Genomic DNA, 20,431 nt, shown 5'->3' on the forward strand with positions numbered 1-20,431 from the left:
GTGGAATTTAGGGCTAATCTAGTACAGCCCCTTAATCTATACACTATAAGTGGTGGAAATTAGTAAAGGCTACCTGAAAACGTAGTGCAGCAAAGTTGCTGCGAAGTTTTCAGGTAGCCTTTTTCATGCCAGCCAGCTGCTGGCAAACAGCCTTTAAAACGAATAGCGGGCGTTGAAGAAGAAGCTGCGGCGGCGTTCGTTATAGGTGCGGGCGGTGCCGGCGGTGCGCAGGATGGTTTTGTCGAACAGGTTGTTCACCCCGGCACGCAGGCTGACGGTGTTTTTCCAGTTGTAGCCGACGTTGAGCCCGAACACGCCGTAGCTGCCCAATTCATGTTCCTTCAGCTTGCTGCCGCCGTCTTCATAGTACACGTCGATGAAGCGGGTGGGCCGAGAGCCAGTTTTTTGGCGGCCGTAGTGGGTGTAGGTGGCGTTTAAATCCCATTCGGGGGTGATTTGCCAGTTGAGCGCGCTATTGATAGTGTATTTGGGCACAATCGATACAGGATTGCCGTAGAACTTCTCTTCATTGCGGTGGAAATAGGTGAAGTTGGTGCTGAAGTTCAGCTTGTCGCGAATCAGCGGCAGGGTTACGTTGCCTTCGAATCCGGCGAGAACGGCCTTGCCGCGGTTGCCCCATTGGTACACGTTGGTGGTGGTGTAGTTGCGCCAGATATTGATGCCGGCGCGGTTGTTGCTGCGGCGTACGTCGCGGTTGTAGCCGCCGGGCGGGGCGTCGATGGTGGTAATGAATTCGCCGTTGTCGACAATGCGGTTGCGGTAGTCGTTGTGGAAATAGGCCAGCGAGGCGAGATAGCCGTCTTTGTTGAACTCAAAACCGATTTCTTTGTTGATGCTGGTTTCGGGTTTGATGTCTTTATTGCCGACAAAGTAGCAGGCACGCCCCCAGTCGAAGCCGCCCGGGCGGCTATTGAGGTAGGGGTTGGTGGGACGCTGATCGTTGCCCGCGCCGGTGCCGCCGGTGGCGCTGCCGTTTTGCGCATTGGGGTTGTTCCAGTGGTTGTGTTCGTCGATGGGGCAGCCGTGGCTGGCGTTGGTCAGCATGTAGTTGGGCTGGGTTTGGTACAAATTAGGCGCTTTGAAGGCGCGGGCGATGCCGCCTTTGATCCTCCAGTTGTCGTTCAGGGCGTGGGAGAAGTTGAACGAGGGGGAGAAGGTGGAGCCGAAGGCGGTGTTGTAGTCCCAGCGCAGGCCGGGGGTGAGGAAGGTGCGGCCTTGGTTGAGGGAAATATTGTCTTCCACATAGATGGCAAAATCATTTTGGCTGCCTTTGCCGCTGCGGCCGGTGCTGGCGAGCCAGGGGATGTTGCCGTAGGTTTGCATGGTTTGCTTCATGGAAGCGGAATCGTCGAGCACGGAGCGGCCGCCTTCCGCACCCACGGTGAGGGTATGGCGCCCCAAAGGCAAATCGGCACGGCTGCCGAAGCGGTAGTTTTTCAGGATACTGTCGGAAAAGCCGGTGGTGCTGTTGTAGGCGCCCTCGGTGCTGCCGAGCAGGCCTTCGGGCAGGCGGCTGTTTACGGTTTTGTCGAAGCTGATGTAGCTTTCCAGGTCGCCCCATTCCCAGTTGCCTCGGTGGGTAAGGGTGTAGCTTTGGCGGTATAGGCGGGCGGTTTCCGAGCCGATAAGCGGGAAGGCAACGTTGCGCACGGCCGGAACGAGTACGTTGCTGCTTTGAGTGTCGCCGTTGTAGATATTGCCTTGGCGGCTGTAGGAGGCATCGAAGGTAAGGCGTTGGGTGGGGCTGATGTCCCATTGCAGGCGGCCGGCGATGTCGCGGTTGCGCACGCCTTCGCGGCCGGCACTCAGAGCCGTGCCGGTGTTTACGCTGTTGTTGATGTCGAAATCATCGGGGCTGGTTTTGTTGAGGCTACCGTAGAGGCGGAAGCCGAGGGTGTCTTGCACGATGGGGCCGGATACGATGAAGTTGGCACGGCGGGTAGCACCTTGGCCGGTGCTGCTCTGCGGCTGTTCGATATAGGTGCCTACGCTGCCGTGGAATTCGTGAGTGATGGGTTTGGTGCGGATGTTTACCACGCCGCCCATCGCGCCGGAGCCGTAGCGGGCAGCGGCAGGGCCGCGCAACACTTCGATTTTTTCAATCATTTCGGGCGGTACCCAGTTGGAGTCACCGCGCGTGTTGCGCACGCCGCCGCGGCCGTAGCGTTCGGCATTGCGCGAGCGCACGGGTTTGCCGTCGATCAGAATCAGTGTATTTTCCGGGCCCATGGCACGGATGTCGATTTGGCGTTTGTTGCCGCGCGCGCCACCGGGCGAGTTGGTGCTGAGGGTAACGCCGGGCATTTTGCTGACGATTTCGGAAATGTCGTTGCTCACCGGCGTGCGCTGCAGGTCTTGCTTGGTGATTAGCGAGGAACCAAGCTGCTGTTTAACTTGGGCTTCTGCAGTGATGTAGATGGTTTCCAGCTCGGCACTGTTGGCAATAGGTTCGCTGGCAGCAGGTGCGGTTTCGGCAGTGGAGAAACCAGAGAGAAGGAGTGCGTTGAGCACGGTGAGGCGGAACAGCTTGGTTTGCATTTGGCGTGAGTCCTTGTGAACGGTTTGTTCAAAAGCAAGTAGAGAGATAGTTTTCAGGTAGCCTGCTGTGCATCAGAGGCTACCTGAAAATATTGTTTCGGCAGGCGTGGCGTGGTTGCCGAGTTTTGCGGGGGCGGATAATCGGTTTTTGGTGCGGTGAAAACCATCAGGCGGAAGGACTAGTCCTATTGGCTATGCGGCAGGTCGGGTGGCGGAGTGGAGGTTGGCAGCCTGCAGCCATGCTGGCATTCGCACGCCGCATCCGCCGGAAGGGGAAGGCGGGGCATACTCCTTTCGTACGATAAAACGCGGTTTGCCTTGCAGATAGAATGCGGCGGTTTTCCCTGACCGTTTCCGATGCCTTATGTCTGTGCCGCCGCCCAAACGTTCTGTCGGCTATCTGCTGCTGATGGCCGCCCTTGCCTGCCTGTTGCTGCTGGCGGTGTTGTTTTCCCTATCGTGGGGGCGCTATCCGGTGCCGCCGGGCGGGGTGTGGCGCAGCTTGGTGCAGGGGGCGGTGCAGTTGGCATCTGATTGGCATTTGCCGTTTGCGGCAAGCCTGCCGCCGATTCAGGCCGACGAGGTGCAGGCCAATATTGTGTTGAATTTGCGCCTGCCGCGTATTTTGGCCGCGATGCTGGTAGGCGCGGCGCTGGCGGCTTCGGGCACGGCTTATCAGGGAATTTTCCGCAACCCGCTGGTGTCGCCCGATTTGCTCGGCGTGTCTTCCGGCGCCTGCGTGGGTGCGGCGTTGTCGATTCTGCTTGGCTGGAGCATTTGGGGCACGCAGGCAGCGGCCTTTGCTGGCGGGCTGTTGGCTGTAGTGATGACTTTGGCGCTACCCCGATTAATCGGGCGCGATTCGGCGGTGATTTTGGTACTGGCGGGAATTGTGGTGTCGGGCTTTATGTCGGCCACGCTCGGGCTGATGAAATATCTGGCCGACCCGGAAACCGAGCTGGCGGAAATCGTGTATTGGCAGATGGGCAGCCTGGCCAAATCGGAATACGGTAACCTGGTGGCGCTGGTGCCGGTGATGCTGCTGGCCGCCGGGGTGCTGGTGGCAATGCGCTGGCGCATCAATGTGCTGTCGCTGGGCGACCGCGAGGCGCGGTTGGTGGGAGCAGAAATCCGGCGCGAACGCACGATTATGGTGGTGTGTGCCACGCTGCTGACCGCCTCAGCGGTGTGCATGAGCGGCACCATCGGCTGGCTGGGTTTGGTGGTGCCGCACTTGGCGCGGCTGGCGGCGGGCGACAACAACATGCGCACGCTGCCGCTCTCCATCTTGGCCGGCGCGCTGTTTCTGCTGTGCACCGACACGCTGGCGCGCAATCTGTATGAGCAGGAAATCCCGCTGGGCATCATCACCGGCTTCATCGGCGCACCGTTTTTCGCCTGGGTGCTGGTGCGGCAGAAAGTAGCGGATTAGCCGCAGCCATCTGTCTTTTTAACTGTTTTCAGGTAGCCCCGGGCTTTAGTTTCTGAAGTTTTATCCAGACTGCATTTCAGGCTACCTGAAAGCGTGAGCTTCAACGAAGTTAAAATCTGCCCGCCCGATTCCGGCAGACCTGTTTTACTTGTTTGTGCCGCACAGAATCCTGCTTTCAGGTAGCCCAAGCCAGGATTAGAAATAACCCAAACAAACCATGCTGAATATCGAAAACCTGCATTACGCCTACCGCGGCCGCCCTGTGCTCAACGGCGTGAACCTGCACATCGAACGCGACACGCTGCTCACGCTGCTCGGCCGCAACGGCGCAGGCAAATCCACCCTGCTCAACTGCATCGCCGGCCTGCTCAAGCCGCAGCAGGGGCACGTGCTGCTGAACGGGCAAAACGTGCAGGCCATGCGGCCACGCCAGATTGCGCGGCTGGTGGGCTATGTATCGCAGGCCACGCCGCAAACCTACCGCTACAGCGTGTTGGATTATGTGGTGCTGGGGCGCGCTGCTCATTTGAGTTTGGCTGCCAAGCCGAAAGATGAAGACTACGCTGCCGCCATGCAGGCTTTGGAAATGCTGAATATCGCCCATCTGGCCGGGCATATTTATATGGAAACCAGCGGTGGCGAAAAGCAGCTGGCCAATATCGCCAAAGTGCTGGTGCAGCAGCCCGAATTGATTTTGTTTGACGAGCCCACTTCTGCGCTTGATTACGGCAACGCCGTGCAAACCCTGCGGCTGGTGGCGGATTTGTCCGAACGCGGCTACACCATCATCATGACCACGCACAACCCCGAACACCCGCTGCTCCTGCACGGCCGCCTGCCGCACAGCCAAACCGCCATCCTCGGCCGCGACGGCACGCTGCAGGTCGGCAACACCGTCGATATTTTGGACAACGAAAGGCTGGAGCAGCTCTACGGCGTCGGCCTGCGCCTGCTCGACGTGCCCGATTGGCCGCGCCGCGTGTGTGCCGTGGCACAATTGTGAACGGCCAAATTTCAGGCTACCTGAAACCGGAAAACTTGTTCTACCTCCGTTGAAGCCAACATTTTCAGGTAGCCTTCAATTTCACCCCAAGCCCTCAAGCAAAAGGAAAAACCATGTTTTCAACACCAAGCAAACTCAGTGCCGCCCTGTTTGCCGGCCTGTTGCTCGCCCTCCAGCCCGTACACGCCCGCACCGTGCGCGACATCAACAACCAAAGCGTGGAACTGCCGCAGCAGGTAAACCGTATTGCCGATTTGTGGCCGGCCAACAACCAAGTGGTGCTGATGCTGGGCGGTGCCGACAAACTGGTGGCTACCACCGAAGCCACCCGCAACTTGCCGTGGTTTGCCAAAGTGTATCCGCGTATTAAAAACGTGCCTGCCTTGAGCAACGGCCAAACTGTGCAGAGTGAAGCCCTGCTCGCCGTACGCCCCGACGCGGTGCTGCTTTCCCAGCCCGCCATGCAGCAGCAGGTGCGGCGCGCCGGGATGAAGCCCGTGCTGGTGCGCTTCCAAGACTTTAACGGCCTCAAGCAAACCGTGCGCATCACTGCCGACGTGATCGGTGGCAATGCCCCGCAAATCGCCCGCCGATACAATGCCGAATTAGACGGCAACCTGCGTTTCGTTCGCAGCCGGCTGGCCAACCTGAGCGACGCACAGAAGCCCACCGTACTGCACCTCACCGGCGGTGCCAACCTGCGCCGCATTGACGGCGGCCGTTCGATCATCGGCGAATGGATACGCATTGCCGGCGGCCGCCCCGCGCTGCCCGAACAGGCCAACTTGAGCGAAGTGACGATGGAAGCCATTGTTCAGGCTAATCCCGACATTATCATCGTGGGTGGGCGCAATGCCGCGCAGGCCATCGCCCGCATCAAACAAGACCCGGCATGGCAGAGCATCAAAGCCGTGCAGAATAACCGCCTGCATGCCAACCCGATCGGCACATTCGGTTGGGACCGCTACAGCACCGAAGCCGCCCTGCAGGTATTGTGGGCAGCCAAACTGCTGCACCCGCAACGGTTCACCGATGTGGACATGACGGCCAAAACCCAAGATTTCTACCGCCGATATTATCATTACAACCTCAGCGCAGCCGAAGCGCAGCGCATCCTGCAAGGCTTAGACCCGCAATAGGAACGTGCACGGCAAAAAGGCTACCTGAAAACGGCGATGTGTTTTTAGGTAGCCTTTTACTTTCAGCTAGCCTGTTGCAGAGGCTACCTGAAAATTCTGCGCTATCTTGCTTGCTGTGTTACAGCCACAACCATGCCCATACGCGGCGGCCTTCGCTTTGCAGCAAAAGATAGGTGCGCACGGCGGCGGCGGTGTGCATGCATTCCACGCCGATGCCGCTTGCCGCGGCGGCAATGCGCGGGTGTAAAAACTGTTGCTGCTCGCCGGTGCCGATGAGGATTACTTCGGGCTCACTTGCGGCGGCGCGGGCAAGGTCTGCGGCTTGCAGTTCGGCTGCGGAGGGAAGGTTGACGGTTTGCACGCTGCCGCTGCCGTCAAGCAATACGGCTTGGCGGTAGATGTGGCCGTCGATTTCGATTTGGCCGCGTTGATAATGGCCGATATGGCAGGCGGAGGCGGGCTGGTGTTCTTGAATCAGCATAATTTGTTTGTGTTTGAATGGGTTAGAGGCTACCTGAAAGCATAGGCTGCAAGGAGATTGAAACGCTTGGCTTCGAGGCGGTGTGGTTAAAAGTGTAAGTGTTTCTATTAAAAGGTGTAAGAAGCGGGGTTTTCAGCTAAGATAACGGCTTTCTGTCCGCTTTCGGATTTTATTTTACTGTTTATTAGCTTGGCCGACCGCATGGCAGGCCGGCATGTTCAAAGCAAAACGGCAAATTGGCGCTCGGCGCAGCCGTAATCATAACAAGGAGTCAGCATGCAACCAATCAGAATTGGCATCTTGGGGATGGGTACCGTCGGTGGCGGTACGGCCAAATTATTGTCGGAAAACGCGCAGGAAATCACGCGCCGCCTGGGGCGCGAAGTGCGAATCAGCATGGCTGCCAGCCACAACACCGACCGCATCCGCAAATTGTGCCCAAGCGACACGGTGGTGTCGGACGATGTATTTCAGGTAGCCCGAAGCGCGGATGTGGATATTGTAGTAGAGCTGATTGGTGGCACAGATACGGCACGCGAAGTGGTGTTGTGCGCCATTGAAAACGGTAAACACGTGGTCACCGCCAACAAAAAACTCTTGGCCGAATACGGCAACGAAATCTTCGCACTGGCGGCGGAAAAAAATGTGATGGTGATGTTTGAAGCAGCGGTGGCCGGCGGCATTCCGATTATCAAAGCCCTGCGCGAAGGCCTGGCCGCCAACCGCATTAAATCGGTGGCCGGCATCATCAACGGCACCAGCAACTTCATCCTGAGCAATATGCGCTCCCATGGCAGCCCGTTTGCCGAAGTGCTCAAGCAGGCGCAGGAGCTGGGCTACGCCGAAGCCGACCCGACTTTCGATATCGAAGGCCACGATGCGGCGCACAAGTTGAGCATCATGTCGGCGCTGGCGTTCGGTACGCCGATTAATTTCCAACACTGCTACTTGGAAGGCATCAGCAAGCTGGAAAGCCAAGACATCCGCTATGCCGAAGAGCTGGGCTACCGCATCAAACTGCTGGGCATTACCCGTAAAACCGACGAGGGTATCGAACTGCGCGTACATCCCACGCTCGTGCCTGAATGCCGCTTGCTGGCGCAGGTGGAAGGCGTGATGAACGCCGTGCTGGTGCAATCCAATATGGTGGGCGAAACCCTGTATTACGGTGCCGGCGCCGGTGCCGCCCCCACTGCCAGCGCGGTGGTGGCCGACATCATCGATACCGCCCGCCTGATGCACGCCGCCAGCGAGCAGCGTGTGCCGCCGTTGGCTTTCCGCTGTAATGAACAGCTGCCCGTGTTGCCAATCGATGAAATCACCAGCAGCTACTACCTGCGCGTATCGGCGCAAGACAAACCCGGCGTGGTGGCCAATATCGGCCGTATCCTTGCCGAGCAGGGCATCTCCATTGAAGCCCTGCTGCAAAAAGGCGTGATCAACCACGAAAACGCCGAAATCGTGATTCTCACTCATCAGTCTAAAGAAAAGCACATCAAGGCGGCTATCGCCCAAATCGAAGCGCTGGAGCACGTTTTCGAACCTGTGATGATGTTGCGCATGGAAAGCCTGCATGGCTGAGATTCAAACCGATGAAGCCGCACGCCGCAAACACCGCCGCACCCTTATCGGCTGGCTGGCGGTAACGGCGGCGCTGGTGCTCGCTTTTGCCCTCGTGCCGCGTCTGTATGCGCCGGATAAGGACGACATCAGCCGCCGCATCGTGGAGGCCTGCATCCAAAATATGCCTGCCGTGCCGCAATGGCAGGCCGACTTGGCCAAACACGGCCTTGCCGGCCAAAGTGAGCGTGTGCTCGAACCCTACTGCCGCTGCCTGTGGGAAGAACCGGTGCAAAAACTCAGCACGGAAGATCTCCGCAGCCTGCCAAAGCTTTCGCCGCAACAACAGCTGGACAAACTCGGCGGCAGCGAAGCCTTCCTGCAGCGGCAAGAACAGTGCTTGGCCGCACAGGTTGGGCATTAAGCATCAAGTGTTTGGCTAAATCGAAGGCTATTGCTGATACAAGATTAAAGGCTACCTGAAAACTTCGTTGAAGTGACGTTTCAGGTAGCCTTTTGTTGGGTTTGGATAATGAATAGCAAGGGTAGCGTTATTTGCCGCTGTTGTCGGCGAACAGATCTGGTTCGAATAAATCTGGCTGGTTTTCGCTTTGGTGGCAGTCGATATGGATGTCTTCTATTACTGTGCAGCAGCAGGTGAGGATTTCGTTGGGCAGAATCAGAGCCAGCGGGCACTCTCGGTATGTAACGCTGCCGGATAGGAGTTTAACGCGGCAGGAGCCGCAATAGCCGCTGCGGCATTGGTATTCGACTGCGTGGCCGGTGCGCTCCAAGGCTTCGAGCAGGGTTTCACCTTCCTGCAGGGTGAAGCGGGTGCTGTGTGTGGTGATCTGGGGCATGGCGTGTGGTGTTTGGTTTGGTGCAGTGAAAATTTCAGGTAGCCTTTCTTATGCGCGGGCAGGCATAAAGGCTACCTGAAATGGTTTGGCCGATCCAAGGCCGGATTTCTTTTCGGGTTAAAGCTGACTGACGGTCTGCTTCAGGATGTAGAGGTTGGCCAGTTCGCCTTCCACTTGTTTGCCGTCGGCATCCAGCGCCCAAATCTGGCCGTTGCCGATTTGGTAGAGCCGCTCGCCGCCGGCTTTGTCGAGCTGGAATATTTCTTGCGGCTTGCGCCAAGTGAATCGGCCATCGGTTTTTTCGGTAAACGGCTGGCGCTGCTTATAGGTTTCGGTGAGTAGGTAGCTGCCGTCTTCTTGCAATATCAAGGTGGTTTCGATGCCTTCGCAAGAGGCGCAGGGCAGCACGCCGTAGTAGCGGCCGACCCATTGGGCGTCGGGTTGTGCAGCGGTGGAAGCAGCTGATGCGGCAGGCTGGGAGGCAGCAACTGTGGGGGCGGCAGCCGGGGCAGAGGCTGGCGCGGTATTCTCTTGCGGGGCGCAGGCGGCCAGTAGCAACAGGGCAGGGAGGTAGGCTAGAGGTTTCATGGGCTGTCCTTGGTTGGTGGAGAGGTATGATTGTAGGAAAAAGCTATACTGCTTGGTGCAGCCGATCACTTATCTGGTAATTTGCCAGCTACCGTTACGTTTAGTAATCAGGATAGAGTAGGTTTCTTCTGGCGGAGTGTCATATGAGGATGGACCAGCAAATTGTTGAATCTCACAGGAATATATGCCTTGCTTAATTTTCCCGCCAGCGATACGGATGCAGGGTGTACCGGTGGCTAGGTGTTTGCGTTGTCCTTCGAGATTTGGTTTATCTTTATTGGCTAAACTGAGCACGATTTTAGGTGAAGGAGGTATAGCGGTAATATCACCGGTGCTCAGATAGTTGTATGAAGTGTATGCGATGCCTCCTACTACAACCCAGCTCAGTATTCTCCCTAAATCCATGGCAGGTTATTACTCCTGATTCATTGTGTCAAAACTACTCCGGCTGCAACACCGAATAATCGTTGATTTCTGAGATTTGCGGTGCAGCATCGGTCTGTTGGTTAGCCTCTGCTGCAGCCAGTTGTTTCTTCTCGGCCAGATACTGCCCGATTTGCCGCACCAATTCCTGCGTGCCCTGATGGGCGAGTGCGCTGATTTCAAATAGGCGCGGGGTTTGCCGATCGAAGCCGGGCTCGCCGGGGGCGGGGTAGTTCCAGCCGATGGTTTCGAGGAATGCAGCTTTGCGTTCGGCAGCCTCTTCCGGCGTGAGCATATCCAGTTTGTTCAGCACCAGCCAGCGCGGTTTGCCGAACAGTTCGTCGTCGTATTTTTTCAGCTCGTTGATGATGGCTAGTGCTTCGGCGGCGGGGCTGACGGCTTCGTCGAACGGGGCCAAGTCTACCACGTGCAGCAAGAGGCCGGTACGCGAAAGGTGTTTCAAAAAGCGGTGTCCCAGCCCGGCGCCTTCGGCCGCACCTTCAATCAGGCCGGGGATATCGGCCATTACAAAGCTTTGGCCTTCGTCCACACGCACCACGCCCAGATTGGGGTGCAGCGTGGTGAAGGGGTAGTCGGCCACTTTGGGGCGGGCGGCGGACACGGCGCGGATCAGGGTGGATTTGCCGGCATTGGGCATGCCCAACAGGCCGACGTCGGCCAACACTTTCAATTCCAACAGCAATCGGCGCGCTTCGCCGGGCTCGCCGGGCGTGGCCTGCTTGGGTGCACGGTTGACCGAAGATTTGAAATGGATATTACCCAAGCCGCCTTTGCCGCCGCGCGCCAGGCAAACGCGCTGGCCGTGCCGAGTGAGGTCGGCCACGATTTCGCCGGTGTCGGCATCGCGGATTAGTGTGCCCACGGGCATTTGCAGCTCGATATCGTCGGCACCGGCGCCGTAGCGGTCGGAGCCGTGGCCTTTTTCGCCGTTTTTGGCCTGATAGCGCTTCACAAAACGGTACTCCACCAGCGTGTTTACGTTTTCGTTGGCCACAGCGAACACGCTGCCGCCGCGCCCGCCGTCGCCGCCGTCGGGGCCGCCGCGCGGAACGTATTTTTCGCGGCGGAAGCTGACTGCGCCGTTGCCGCCGCGTCCGGCGGCAACTTCGATTTTGGCTTCGTCGATAAATTTCATTTGTGTGCTTTCCGTTTTCAGGTAGCCTCTTGGGGCTACCTGAAAATCTTGATTCGTTATTGAGATGATGCTTGCGGCTGGAGTTGGTATGGCTGTGCGCCGGATTTTGCTTTGGTCCCGCCGTGTGCAAATAGGCACATTATAAAGGACTGGCGCAAAGGCTACCTGAAAATTTGTGCCATGGTTTCGTTTTACAGAAACTGAGCCTTGGCTACGCCAATTATCGTTTCACTGTGTTGCAGCGGACGCTTTTCAGGTAGCCTGCTGCATTAAACCGACAGCATCACGTATTTAGTTTCCAAATATTCTTCCAGCCCGTATTTGCCGCCTTCGCGGCCGATGCCCGACTGCTTCACGCCGCCGAATGGGGCGGCTTCGTTGGAAATCACGCCGGTGTTGATGCCGACCATGCCGTATTCCAAGCCTTCCATTATGCGCGTGGCCGTGCCGAGGCTGCGGGTGTAGCAATAGGCGGCCAGGCCGTATTCGGTGGCGTTGGCCTGTTGCAACACGTCTGCTTCGCTCTCGAAACGGAACACGGGGGCGAGCGGGCCGAAGGTTTCTTCGCGCGCTACTTTCATGCCGGCATGGGCGTGGCGGATAACGGTGGGTTGGAAGAACAGTTCGCCTGCCGGGTGGCGTGCGCCACCGGCAACTACTTCGCCGCCGTGGGCGAGCGCGTCGGCCAGGTGTTCTTCCACTTTGGCCAGCGCGGCTTCATCAATCAGCGGGCCGCATTCTGTGCCGATTTCCAAGCCGTTGCCCACTTTCAGGTAGCCTGCTGCTTGGGCGAATTTGCGAACAAATTCGTCATACACGCCGCTTTGCACATAAATGCGGTTGGCGCACACGCAGGTTTGGCCGGCGTTGCGGAATTTGCAGGCAATCGCGCCAGAGACCGCGGCATCGAGATCGGCATCGTCGAACACGATAAACGGTGCGTTGCCGCCCAGCTCCATCGAGGTTTTTTTGATGGTGGAAGCACATTGCGCCTGCAGCTGGCGGCCGACGGCGGTGGAGCCGGTAAAGCTGAATTTTTTCACCGTATCGCTTTCGGTGAACACGCGGCCGATTTCGCGCGACGAGCCAGTGATCACGTTGAATACGCCCGCCGGAATACCGGCACGTTCGGCCAAGGCGGCGATGGCCAGTGCGGAAAATGGCGTTTGCGAGGCTGGACGGATGACGAAGGTGCAGCCGGCAGCCAGCGCGGGCGCGGCTTTGCGCGTGATCATGGCGTTGGGGAAATTCCACGGAGTAATCGCGGCGCACACGCCGATAGGCTGCTTGAGCACCACAATACGCTTGTCGGGTGCGGGGCCGGGGATGGTGTCGCCGTACACGCGTTTGGCTTCTTCGGCATACCATTCGATGTAGGACGCGCCGTAGGCAATTTCGCTGCGCGACTCGGCCAGAGGCTTGCCTTGCTCCAGTGTGAGCAGGGTGGCGAGTTCCTCCTGCGACTCCATCATCAAATCAAACCAACGGCGCAGGATTTGGCTGCGCTGTTTGGCCGTGAGTGCGCGCCAGGCGGGCAGGGCGGCCTGGGCGGCAGCCACCGCGCGTTCGGCTTCCGCCGCGCCCATATCGGGCACGCTGCCGATGGTTTCGCCGGTGGCGGGGTTGGATACGGCGATGGTGCTGCCGCTGTCGGCATCGAGCCATTGGCCGTTGATGTAGCACCGGGTGCGCAGGAGGGCGTGGTCTTTTAGCTGGGTCATGGGAAGGGCTCTTTAGAGGCTACCTGAAAATATTGGTAGGTGGGCGGTTGGACAGGATGCTGGTTTGCGGCTGTATTTTAGCTTGGTGGGAAAGTGCTTTGTTCGTTTTCAGGTAGCCTTTGGCTTAGTCGGTTTGCCCGTTTTGCCAAAGGTTTTTCAGCAGTTCGCTCATTTTGGCGGAATTTTCGGCACGGCGGGCGGCTTCTTCGGCGGTGTGGGCGGCGGCTTTGGCGGCGTCCCATTCGGCGGGGTTTGCATCGGGCAGGATGCGGTTGGTTTTGTAGACGCGTTTGCCGTCTTTGGAAAGGGTGTTGTGCAGGTGCTGCCAAGTGGCGGCATCGGCGCGGGGGAGTTTGCGTTCGCAGTAATAGACGTGTTTGGCGTCGCGGGAAAAGCTGTGTTTGCCAGCCTCGCCCGCTGCTTCGCGCCAGGTTTGCGGGTCGCTGCCTTTCAGGGGTTTGCCGTCGAAGAAGACGGTATCGCCGTCGGCGGCGTAGAGGCCGTGAAGCAGGCGGAGTGCCAGGGGATTGGCGGATTGGATTTTGCTGCCGCCGTAGTAGGCTTGCGTGCGGTCGGCGGCGTAGCCTTCGCCGAGATGGCGGAAGGTGGCGGCATCGCTGCCTTTGAGCGGGCGCAGGGCGGTTTCGTATTCGCAATATATGGCATCGGCGTCACGCCAGTAGCCCTCGCCGAGATGGGTGAAGCTATCGCGCTGCACGGCGGAAAGCAGTTCGGCGCCGTGGTAGACGTGGTTGCGGTCGCGGGCAATCAGGCAGCCCGGTTCGGCGAATACTTCGAAGGTGGCGGGGTCGCAGCCGCGTAGTTTGCGGTAGGTGCCGGTGCCGTCGAATTGGACGGTGTTGCCTTGGATGCGCCAGCTGTGTTCGGTTTCGTCGAGTTGGGAGAGGGGAAGCCAAGTCATGGGTGTTTGCTCGAATCGGTGTGTGGGAACATTGGTTCGTTCTGCAGAAACTCTGCTTCGAATGCGCCGAAACATCGTTTCGGGCAGTGGTTTGGTGCGGCAGTGTCGGGCATTCGTACGCGAACTGTGTGTGCTTGAGAGGCTATCTGAAAACCGATAAGGCATGGGATGAGGCTACCTGAAAGCGATGATTGCCCGCTTTCAGGTAGCCTTTGCTTGTTTACTCGAGCTCGAGCACGGCGGAGGTGTACACGTCCTGCACGTCGTCCAGCGCTTCCAGGGCGTCGATCAGGCGCTGCATCTTGGCGGCGTCTTCGCCGGTGAGCACGGCTTCGTTTTGGGCGCGCATGGTGACGTCGCCGTCTTCGGCTTTGAAGCCGGCGGTTTCGAGGGCGGCTTTGATGCCGGCCCAGTCGTTGGGGGCGGTGATGACTTCAAACGAGCCGTCGTCGTGGGCAACGACGTCTTCGGCGCCGGCCTCGAGGGCGGCTTCCATCAGGGCGTCTTCTTCGGTGTCGGGGCCGAACAGGAGGTAGCCTTGGTGTTTGAAGTTGAAGGCGACGCAGCCGTCGGTGCCGAGGTTGCCGCCGTGTTTGCTGAAGGCGTGGCGCACGTCGGCCACGGTGCGGGTTTTGTTGTCGGTGAGGCAGTCCACCATCAGGGCGGCGCCGCCGATGCCGTAGCCTTCGTAGCGCAGCTCGATGTATTCCACGCCTTCGAGGTTGCCGGTGCCTTTGTCAATGGCGCGCTGAACGTTGTCTTTGGGCATGTTGGCATCCCAGGCTTTGTCCATGGCCAGGCGCAGGCGGGGGTTGGAAGCGGGGTCGCCGCCGCCGAGGCGGGCGGCTACGGTGATTTCTTTGATCAGTTTGGTGAAGATTTTGCCGCGTTGGGCATCAACGCGGGCTTTTTTGTGTTGGATATTCGCCCATTTGCTATGACCGGCCATATTGCTTTCCTTGTTTATCTGGTTGGGATGACAAAGCGCAATTTTAGCATTTTCAGGTAGCCTGTTGAACAGCGGGGTGGCAGATAGCGCGGATGGCGGATGAACACGCTTTGGCTGCAAGATGGCAGACCTACGATGTAGTGGAAGTTCGGCTTATTCGCTATAGTTTTTCAGGTAGCCTTTATTGGGAATAGAGGCTACCTGAAAAACGGATGGGCTTACTGCGGCGCTTCGCTAAACAACGGATTGAAGCCGTTTAACTCCAGCGCTTGGGGGTAGTCGGGCATGGCGGCGTTTTCGGGCAGGATGTCGCGCAGCAGGCGGATGTGTTCCACTTGGCATTCGGCCATCAGGTCGAGGAAGTTTTGCACCACGGTGTCCACGGAGTCGGTAGGGGAGAGCTGCCATCGGAAGGTTTGCGGCACCAGGCCGTAGCTGTTGTCGGTGGCACTGAAGCTGAACACAATTTGCCCGCCTTCTTGGGCGGCCACGGCTACGCCGACGCGCGGGCTTTGCAGGCGCACGGCGCGGATGGCGTTGGCAGCGAATACATCTAGCGCCATGCGCTGGCGGGTGTGGCTGCCGTTGCGGATGGCCTCGAGCGGGGCGGCGGGGTCGAGCGGGTTGGCAAACAGGGTGAGGCCGGGTAGGGCGAAGCGTTCCTGCCAATACTGCATCAGGGGCAGGGCGGCCTGGCCGAGTTTGCCGGGGGCTTCGGGCGCGTTGTAGCCCAGGGCGTACACCACATGCACGCTCTGCCCGGAGGGGATGGCGATTTCTGCGGCGCCGGTTTGCGCAGCGGCAAACTGTTCGGCAGCGGCACGGCTTTGTTTGGCGGCAAACCATTGTTCCAACTTGATGCGGCTGATTTGCTCGGCGGTGAGCAGCGCGGGCAGCCACACGGTTTGCGCCAGATGGCGGGTGGGCTCGAATTCGGCCAGTTTGGCATGAAGCGCGGCGGCATCGAGGGCGGCGGGCAGGGCTACGGCCTGGTTGCAACCGGCCACGAGCACCACGGGCAGGGCGAGCCAGCCGGTTTCTTCGGCAGCGGCGGGGCGCAGGGTTTGCTCCATGGCCTGCCACAGGGCGCGGTAGACGGCATCGCTCGGCGCCATGGTGAGCGCCACGGAGAGGGAGGTGAGGTGGCGTGATTGCAGCATTTGGAAAATCAGGCTGTGCAGGGTGTCGCCGGAGAGTTTGCTTTGGGCGCGGGAGCGGTTGGCGGCCACGGCTTCGGCGTGCAGCAGCAGTTCGTTTTTTACCGGATCGGCGGGATAGGGGCGGGGGTCGGGGAGGAGATGGCTGTTCATAATGATGATGGTAAGGTTACAGGTTGGGTTGGTGTTGCAACATGTGCATGATAAGTCGGATAAGGGTGTCTTTTTGCGCGGGCGCAGATTCGGCCACCAACAGGGTGAGCGCGGCCAGGCCGGTATCGTTGATGACGGCGCGACCGTCTGCACGGAACAGGCGGCGGTTTTGGTGTAGGAAATCAACAAACAGGAAGGCACCGCTGCGCTTATTGCCGTCGGCAAAGGGATGGTTTTTCACGATAAAGTAGAGCAGATGGGCGGCTTTGCTTTCGATGCTGGGGTAGGCGGGTGCGCCGAATACGCTTTGTGCGAGGTTGCCGAGAATGGCGGCTAAGCCGTCTTCGCGTTCGCGGGCAAACAGGTTGCTGGCTTCGCCGCGGGCGATGAGTTCGGCTTTAAGTTGGCTTAGGGCGCGGCGTGCAGCTTCAGGCGTGGGCAGGCTGCCGCCGTTTTCGCCTGCCGGCTCTTGCAGTAGGCCTTCATCGTATTGCTGCAGCCAGAGGAAGGTGTGGGTGTAGCGGCTGACGATATCGACCAAGCCGCGGCCGGCTTCCAGTGTGAGGGCGGGCGAGGCGGCGGTGGTTTGAATCAGCTGCAAGGCATGTGCAAGCTCGTCGGCGTTTTGCTGCAGGCGTTGTTGGTTGAGCGCGTAGCCTTTGAGCAGGTAGTCTTTCAGGCGGGCGGTGGCCCAGCGGCGGAAGGCGATGCCTTGCGCTGATTTGATGCGGTAGCCTACGGAAATGATGGTTTCCAGATCGTAGAAGGTAACGGGACGGTCGGCGGAAGCAATATGCATTTTTTGCATATTGCTTTTTTCGTTGATTTCTCCTTCGGCTATTGCGTTGTTTATGTGGCGGGAAATGACGGATTGGTTACGCCCGAATAGGGTAACCATCTGCGCTTGCGACAGCCATACGGTGTCGGTGTCGAAGCGGACTTCAACTTGGGTTTGCCCGTCTGCGCTTTGGTAGATTTCGATGGGGTTGTTCATGTGTGTGTTGTATTGATGATTGGATGAAGGCTACCTGAAAAATGGAGTGGCGGTTTCAGGTAGCCTTTCGCCTAATCGGCCAGCGGGGCGAGCATTTGGGCAAAGGCCTGCTCAAACTGGGCGAGCCCGTCTTGCTGGAGTTTGGCAGCCAAGGCGTCGAGGTCGATGCCGAGGGCGGCGACTTCGTCCAGAATCGGCTGCGCGGGCGCAGCGGGGCGGGAAAGGGCATCGGCGGCGCGGCCGTGGTCGGTAAAGGCTTGCAGCACGGCATCGGGCAGGGTATTGACGGTGTGCGGAGCGATTAGGTTGTCCACATACAGGGTGTCGGGGTAGGCGGGGTTTTTCACGCCGGTGCTGGCCCAGAGCAGGCGGGCGGTGGGCACGGCATCGCTTGGCTGGCCGAAGAATTGCTGCCAATCCCGATAGGCAGCCTGCGCCAGGGCCAGCGCGGTTTTGCCTTGCAGGTGCGGCGGCAGCTGAGGATCGAGCGCGGTGTCGATACGGGAGATAAAAAAGCTGGCCACCAGCTGCGGCGCGACCTGGCCTGTGCGTTGCGCCAAGCCTTGTTGATAGGCTTGGTAGGCGCGTACGGTTTGGGCGCGGGAGAACAGCAGGGTGAGGTTGATGTTGATGCCGTCGGCTACCAAGACGGGCAGGGCGGCGAGGCCGGCATCGGTAGCGGGGATTTTAATCATGGCATTGGGGCGGCCGATCAAATTCCACAGGCGGCGCGCTTCGGCAATGGTGCCTTCGGTGTCGTGCGAGAGTGCGGGGTCGCATTCGAGGCTCACCAGCCCGCTGTTACCTTCTGCGGCAAACTGTGCGGCAAATACATCGCAGGCGGCCTGCACGTCGGCCACGGCCAGGGTTTCGTAGCGCGCCTTCGCAGAAAGCGGCTGCTGCTTTAATTGGGCGATTTCGGCTGTGTATAATGCATCGCCGGCCAGCGCTTGGCGGAAGATGGCCGGATTGGAGGTAACCCCGCTCACGCCGCTTTGCTGCAACTTAGCCAGCGTGCCGGAGCGCACGAGCGAACGGGAAAGGTTGTCGAGCCAAATTTGCTGGCCGAGCTGTTTGACTTCCTGCAAAATAGCCATATCTTGAGCCTCTGCTGAATGTGTAAATTTTGGAAATTACCTGATTCCGGCGGCCGCCGCAAGCCGGAATGAAGAAAGAAGAATGATGAGTGAACAACAATATCTCGCCCACGCCCGCGAAGTGCTGGCGATAGAAGCCGATGCATTGCGTGCCCTGTCCGACTCGTTGGACGGCAGTTTTTCCCGCGCCTGCGAAGCCGTGCTGGCCTGCGAAGGCCGCGTGGTGGTGAGCGGCATCGGCAAGAGCGGGCATATCGGGCGCAAAATCGCTGCCACACTGGCCTCCACCGGCACGCCGGCCTTTTTTGTGCATCCGGCCGAAGCCGCGCACGGCGATTTGGGCATGATTGTGGACGGCGACGTGGTGCTGGCCATTTCCAACTCTGGCGAGAGCGATGAAATCGCCGTGATCCTGCCTGCGCTCAAGCGTAAAAACATCACGCTGATCGGTATGACCGGCCGCCCCGAATCCACGTTGGCGCGCCATGCCGACATCCACCTCACCGTGGCCGTGCCGCAGGAAGCCTGCCCGCTCGGCCTCGCGCCCACCAGCAGCACCACCGCTGCATTGGCTTTGGGCGACGCTCTGGCCGTGGCGCTGTTGCGTGCCCGTGCCTTTACGCCTGACGATTTCGCCCTCAGCCATCCTGCCGGCAGCCTGGGCAAACGCCTGCTGCTGCAAGTGGCAGATGTGATGCACTCAGGCGATGAATTGCCCGTGGTGCGTCTGGATACGCCTTTTGCCGACCTGATTGTGTGCATGAGCGAAAAAGGCTTGGGCATGGTGGCCGTGGCCGATGAGGCAGGCTACCTGAAAGGCATTTTTACCGACGGCGATTTGCGCCGCCTGTTCCAGCAGCAGCGCGATCTCTCCGGCCTCACCGCCCAAGCTGTGATGGGGGCGCATCCGAAAACTATCACGCCGAATCGGCTGGCTACCGAGGCGCTGAAAACCATGCAGCAAAACCGCGTGAACGGCTTGCCGGTGTGCGATGAGGCGGGCAGGCTATTGGGCGCGCTGAATATGCACGATTTGCTCAAAGCGCGGATTGTGTAGGCGCGCCGGATGGTTGCAATAAAGGCTACCTGAAAACCGAAGCTAAGTTTTCAGGTAGCCTTTGTCTTTGGAAAAATTCGATGAAACAACAAACTATTTCTTATGCCGCGCCGCTGTTGGTGTTGGGCTGCGTGGTGTTCGGGCTGGGCAGCCTGATTGTGAAATTTGTGCAGGTGGGCTCGTATGCGGTGGCGTTTTGGCGGCTGGCGGTGGCGGCAGTGGTGTTTTGGCTGCTGATGCGCCATTTCGGACAGAAGCTGCCGCAGAGCCGCCGGGCGTTGCGCTTTGCTGCGTTGGCGGGGGTGTTCCTGGCTGTCGATTTGGCGCTTTGGCACGAGAGCATCCATGCGGTGGGGCCGGGCATTTCCACGCTGCTCAACAGCTTGCAGATTTTTTTCTTATCGGCCATCGGCGTGATTTTTTACGGTGAACGCTTGGGTAAGTTGCAGCTGGCAAGCCTTCTGCTGGCAGTGGCCGGGGTGGCGCTTATCGGCAGCCCGGAGTTCGGGCACAACGGCAAGGCGGTGTGGGGGTTTGTGAGCGGTACGGCTTCGGGGGCGATGCTGGCGCTGTCGATGGTGTTTGTGCGCAAAACGCATGAGGCGGAGCGGGTGGCGCTGTTTCCGATGATGATGGTGCTCAGCGCGGGCGGGGCGTTGGCATTGGTGGTGCCGGCATTATTGTTCGACAGCGGGGCGCTGTATCCGGCCAGCTGGCGCGATGTGGGGCTGGTGCTGGTGTATGGCGTGGTGATGCAGTGCTTTGCCTGGGGTTTGATTGCTTATGCAATTCCGCTGCTGTCGCTCTCGCTCACCGGGCTGCTGTTGCTTTCCGAGCCGGTGGCGGCGCTGCTGATTGATTATTTTCTGCTGAGCAAGCCGATTAACGGTTGGCAGTGGATTGGTGCGGCGCTGACTTTGGCGGCGATTTATTTGGGTTCTCTGAAGAAAAACGCGGCTTGAGGCTACCTGAAAATGAATGTGGCGTGTTTCTGCGAAGTAAAAACCTGCTTGGCCAATTAAAGCCATATTCCTGCCGATGCGTGGCATTTGGTTTTCAGGTAGCCTTGTTTTATAGCATATGTGTGGTGTTTTATTGCTTGTGTTTCTGTTTTGGATAAATAAAATTGCCGATATTTGGCGATATCGTGCTTGACCGAACGGGGGCGATTCTTTACGAT

General features: G+C 59.0%; 19 protein-coding genes. 7 read left to right on the top strand and 12 right to left on the bottom strand.

The genetic code is table 11. From position 1 onward, the window contains the following. Positions 1-153: 153 nt before the first annotated feature. On the bottom strand, positions 154-2,559 hold the full coding sequence (locus HMPREF2541_RS02780; protein WP_083296758.1) for a FepA family TonB-dependent siderophore receptor: 2,406 nt from the start codon (positions 2,557-2,559) through the stop codon (positions 154-156). A gap of 364 nt (positions 2,560-2,923) precedes the next feature. On the opposite strand from HMPREF2541_RS02780, the gene HMPREF2541_RS02785 reads away from it, so the two are divergent. The 3 genes from HMPREF2541_RS02785 (at position 2,924) to HMPREF2541_RS02795 (ending at position 6,133) form a co-directional block, all read left to right on the top strand. Continuing rightward, positions 2,924-3,991, top strand: coding sequence for a FecCD family ABC transporter permease (locus tag HMPREF2541_RS02785; RefSeq protein ID WP_064086856.1), 1,068 nt, complete (start codon positions 2,924-2,926; stop codon positions 3,989-3,991). A 217-nt stretch (positions 3,992-4,208) separates the two neighbouring features. Continuing rightward, positions 4,209-4,994, top strand: coding sequence for an ABC transporter ATP-binding protein (locus HMPREF2541_RS02790; RefSeq protein WP_064086855.1), 786 nt, complete (start codon positions 4,209-4,211; stop codon positions 4,992-4,994). 113 nt (positions 4,995-5,107) lie between these two features. Then, on the top strand, positions 5,108-6,133 hold the full coding sequence (locus tag HMPREF2541_RS02795; protein ID WP_064086854.1) for an ABC transporter substrate-binding protein: 1,026 nt from the start codon (positions 5,108-5,110) through the stop codon (positions 6,131-6,133). A 118-nt stretch (positions 6,134-6,251) separates the two neighbouring features. Here the strand turns inward: HMPREF2541_RS02795 and HMPREF2541_RS02800 are convergent, their stop codons facing one another. Next, on the bottom strand, positions 6,252-6,614 hold the full coding sequence (locus HMPREF2541_RS02800) for an Mth938-like domain-containing protein (RefSeq protein WP_064086853.1): 363 nt from the start codon (positions 6,612-6,614) through the stop codon (positions 6,252-6,254). A 276-nt stretch (positions 6,615-6,890) separates the two neighbouring features. On the opposite strand from HMPREF2541_RS02800, the gene HMPREF2541_RS02805 reads away from it, so the two are divergent. Both HMPREF2541_RS02805 and HMPREF2541_RS02810 read left to right on the top strand, forming a co-directional pair. Beyond that, positions 6,891-8,195 (top strand): homoserine dehydrogenase, encoded by a 1,305-nt coding sequence (locus tag HMPREF2541_RS02805; protein ID WP_003822896.1) that lies wholly within the window; start codon positions 6,891-6,893, stop codon positions 8,193-8,195. Continuing rightward, complete coding sequence (locus HMPREF2541_RS02810; protein WP_064086852.1) at positions 8,188-8,598, top strand: hypothetical protein; 411 nt, start codon at positions 8,188-8,190, stop codon at positions 8,596-8,598. Before HMPREF2541_RS02805 ends, HMPREF2541_RS02810 begins: the two co-directional genes overlap by 8 nt. Before the next feature lie 127 nt (positions 8,599-8,725). Here the strand turns inward: HMPREF2541_RS02810 and yfaE are convergent, their stop codons facing one another. The 10 genes from yfaE to tal form a co-directional block, all read right to left on the bottom strand. Further along, positions 8,726-9,034: a class I ribonucleotide reductase maintenance protein YfaE gene (yfaE, locus tag HMPREF2541_RS02815; protein ID WP_003822892.1), complete on the bottom strand. Its 309-nt coding sequence runs from the start codon at positions 9,032-9,034 to the stop codon at positions 8,726-8,728. A 117-nt stretch (positions 9,035-9,151) separates the two neighbouring features. After that, entirely contained in the window at positions 9,152-9,622 is a 471-nt protein-coding gene (locus HMPREF2541_RS02820; RefSeq protein WP_049258321.1) for a copper resistance protein NlpE, read from the bottom strand. 69 nt (positions 9,623-9,691) lie between these two features. Then, positions 9,692-10,027, bottom strand: coding sequence for a hypothetical protein (locus tag HMPREF2541_RS11850; RefSeq protein ID WP_141744186.1), 336 nt, complete (start codon positions 10,025-10,027; stop codon positions 9,692-9,694). 34 nt (positions 10,028-10,061) lie between these two features. Beyond that, entirely contained in the window at positions 10,062-11,201 is a 1,140-nt protein-coding gene (gene obgE / locus HMPREF2541_RS02825) for a GTPase ObgE (protein WP_064086851.1), read from the bottom strand. Positions 11,202-11,470: 269 nt separating this feature from the next. Beyond that, positions 11,471-12,922, bottom strand: a complete 1,452-nt coding sequence (locus tag HMPREF2541_RS02830; protein WP_070541632.1) for an NAD-dependent succinate-semialdehyde dehydrogenase — start codon at positions 12,920-12,922, stop codon at positions 11,471-11,473. A 124-nt stretch (positions 12,923-13,046) separates the two neighbouring features. Continuing rightward, positions 13,047-13,844, bottom strand: coding sequence for a DKNYY domain-containing protein (locus tag HMPREF2541_RS02835; RefSeq protein WP_064086849.1), 798 nt, complete (start codon positions 13,842-13,844; stop codon positions 13,047-13,049). 220 nt (positions 13,845-14,064) lie between these two features. After that, entirely contained in the window at positions 14,065-14,793 is a 729-nt protein-coding gene (locus HMPREF2541_RS02840) for a YebC/PmpR family DNA-binding transcriptional regulator (RefSeq protein WP_003822885.1), read from the bottom strand. Positions 14,794-15,011: 218 nt separating this feature from the next. Beyond that, positions 15,012-16,103, bottom strand: a complete 1,092-nt coding sequence (locus HMPREF2541_RS02845) for a hypothetical protein (protein ID WP_064086848.1) — start codon at positions 16,101-16,103, stop codon at positions 15,012-15,014. Positions 16,104-16,119: 16 nt separating this feature from the next. Then, the gene (gene rhuM, locus HMPREF2541_RS02850; RefSeq protein ID WP_064086847.1) at positions 16,120-17,097 is read right to left on the bottom strand and encodes a virulence RhuM family protein/type II toxin-antitoxin system death-on-curing family toxin; all 978 of its coding nucleotides are present in this window, start codon (positions 17,095-17,097) and stop codon (positions 16,120-16,122) included. Positions 17,098-17,168: 71 nt separating this feature from the next. Beyond that, positions 17,169-18,194, bottom strand: a complete 1,026-nt coding sequence (tal, locus tag HMPREF2541_RS02855) for a transaldolase (protein WP_064086846.1) — start codon at positions 18,192-18,194, stop codon at positions 17,169-17,171. An 82-nt stretch (positions 18,195-18,276) separates the two neighbouring features. Between tal and HMPREF2541_RS02860 the strand changes: the two genes are divergently transcribed. Continuing rightward, complete coding sequence (locus HMPREF2541_RS02860) at positions 18,277-19,251, top strand: KpsF/GutQ family sugar-phosphate isomerase (RefSeq protein ID WP_003822881.1); 975 nt, start codon at positions 18,277-18,279, stop codon at positions 19,249-19,251. Between the two features lie 80 nt (positions 19,252-19,331). Beyond that, positions 19,332-20,213 carry a DMT family transporter gene (locus HMPREF2541_RS02865; RefSeq protein ID WP_064086845.1) on the top strand — a complete coding sequence of 294 codons (882 nt, stop codon included), beginning with the start codon at positions 19,332-19,334 and terminating at the stop codon, positions 20,211-20,213. The last annotated feature ends 218 nt before the right edge of the window (positions 20,214-20,431 follow it).

Origin of the sequence: Eikenella sp. HMSC061C02 (genome assembly GCF_001809035.1) — a bacterium.
GTDB lineage: Bacteria > Pseudomonadota > Gammaproteobacteria > Burkholderiales > Neisseriaceae > Eikenella > Eikenella corrodens.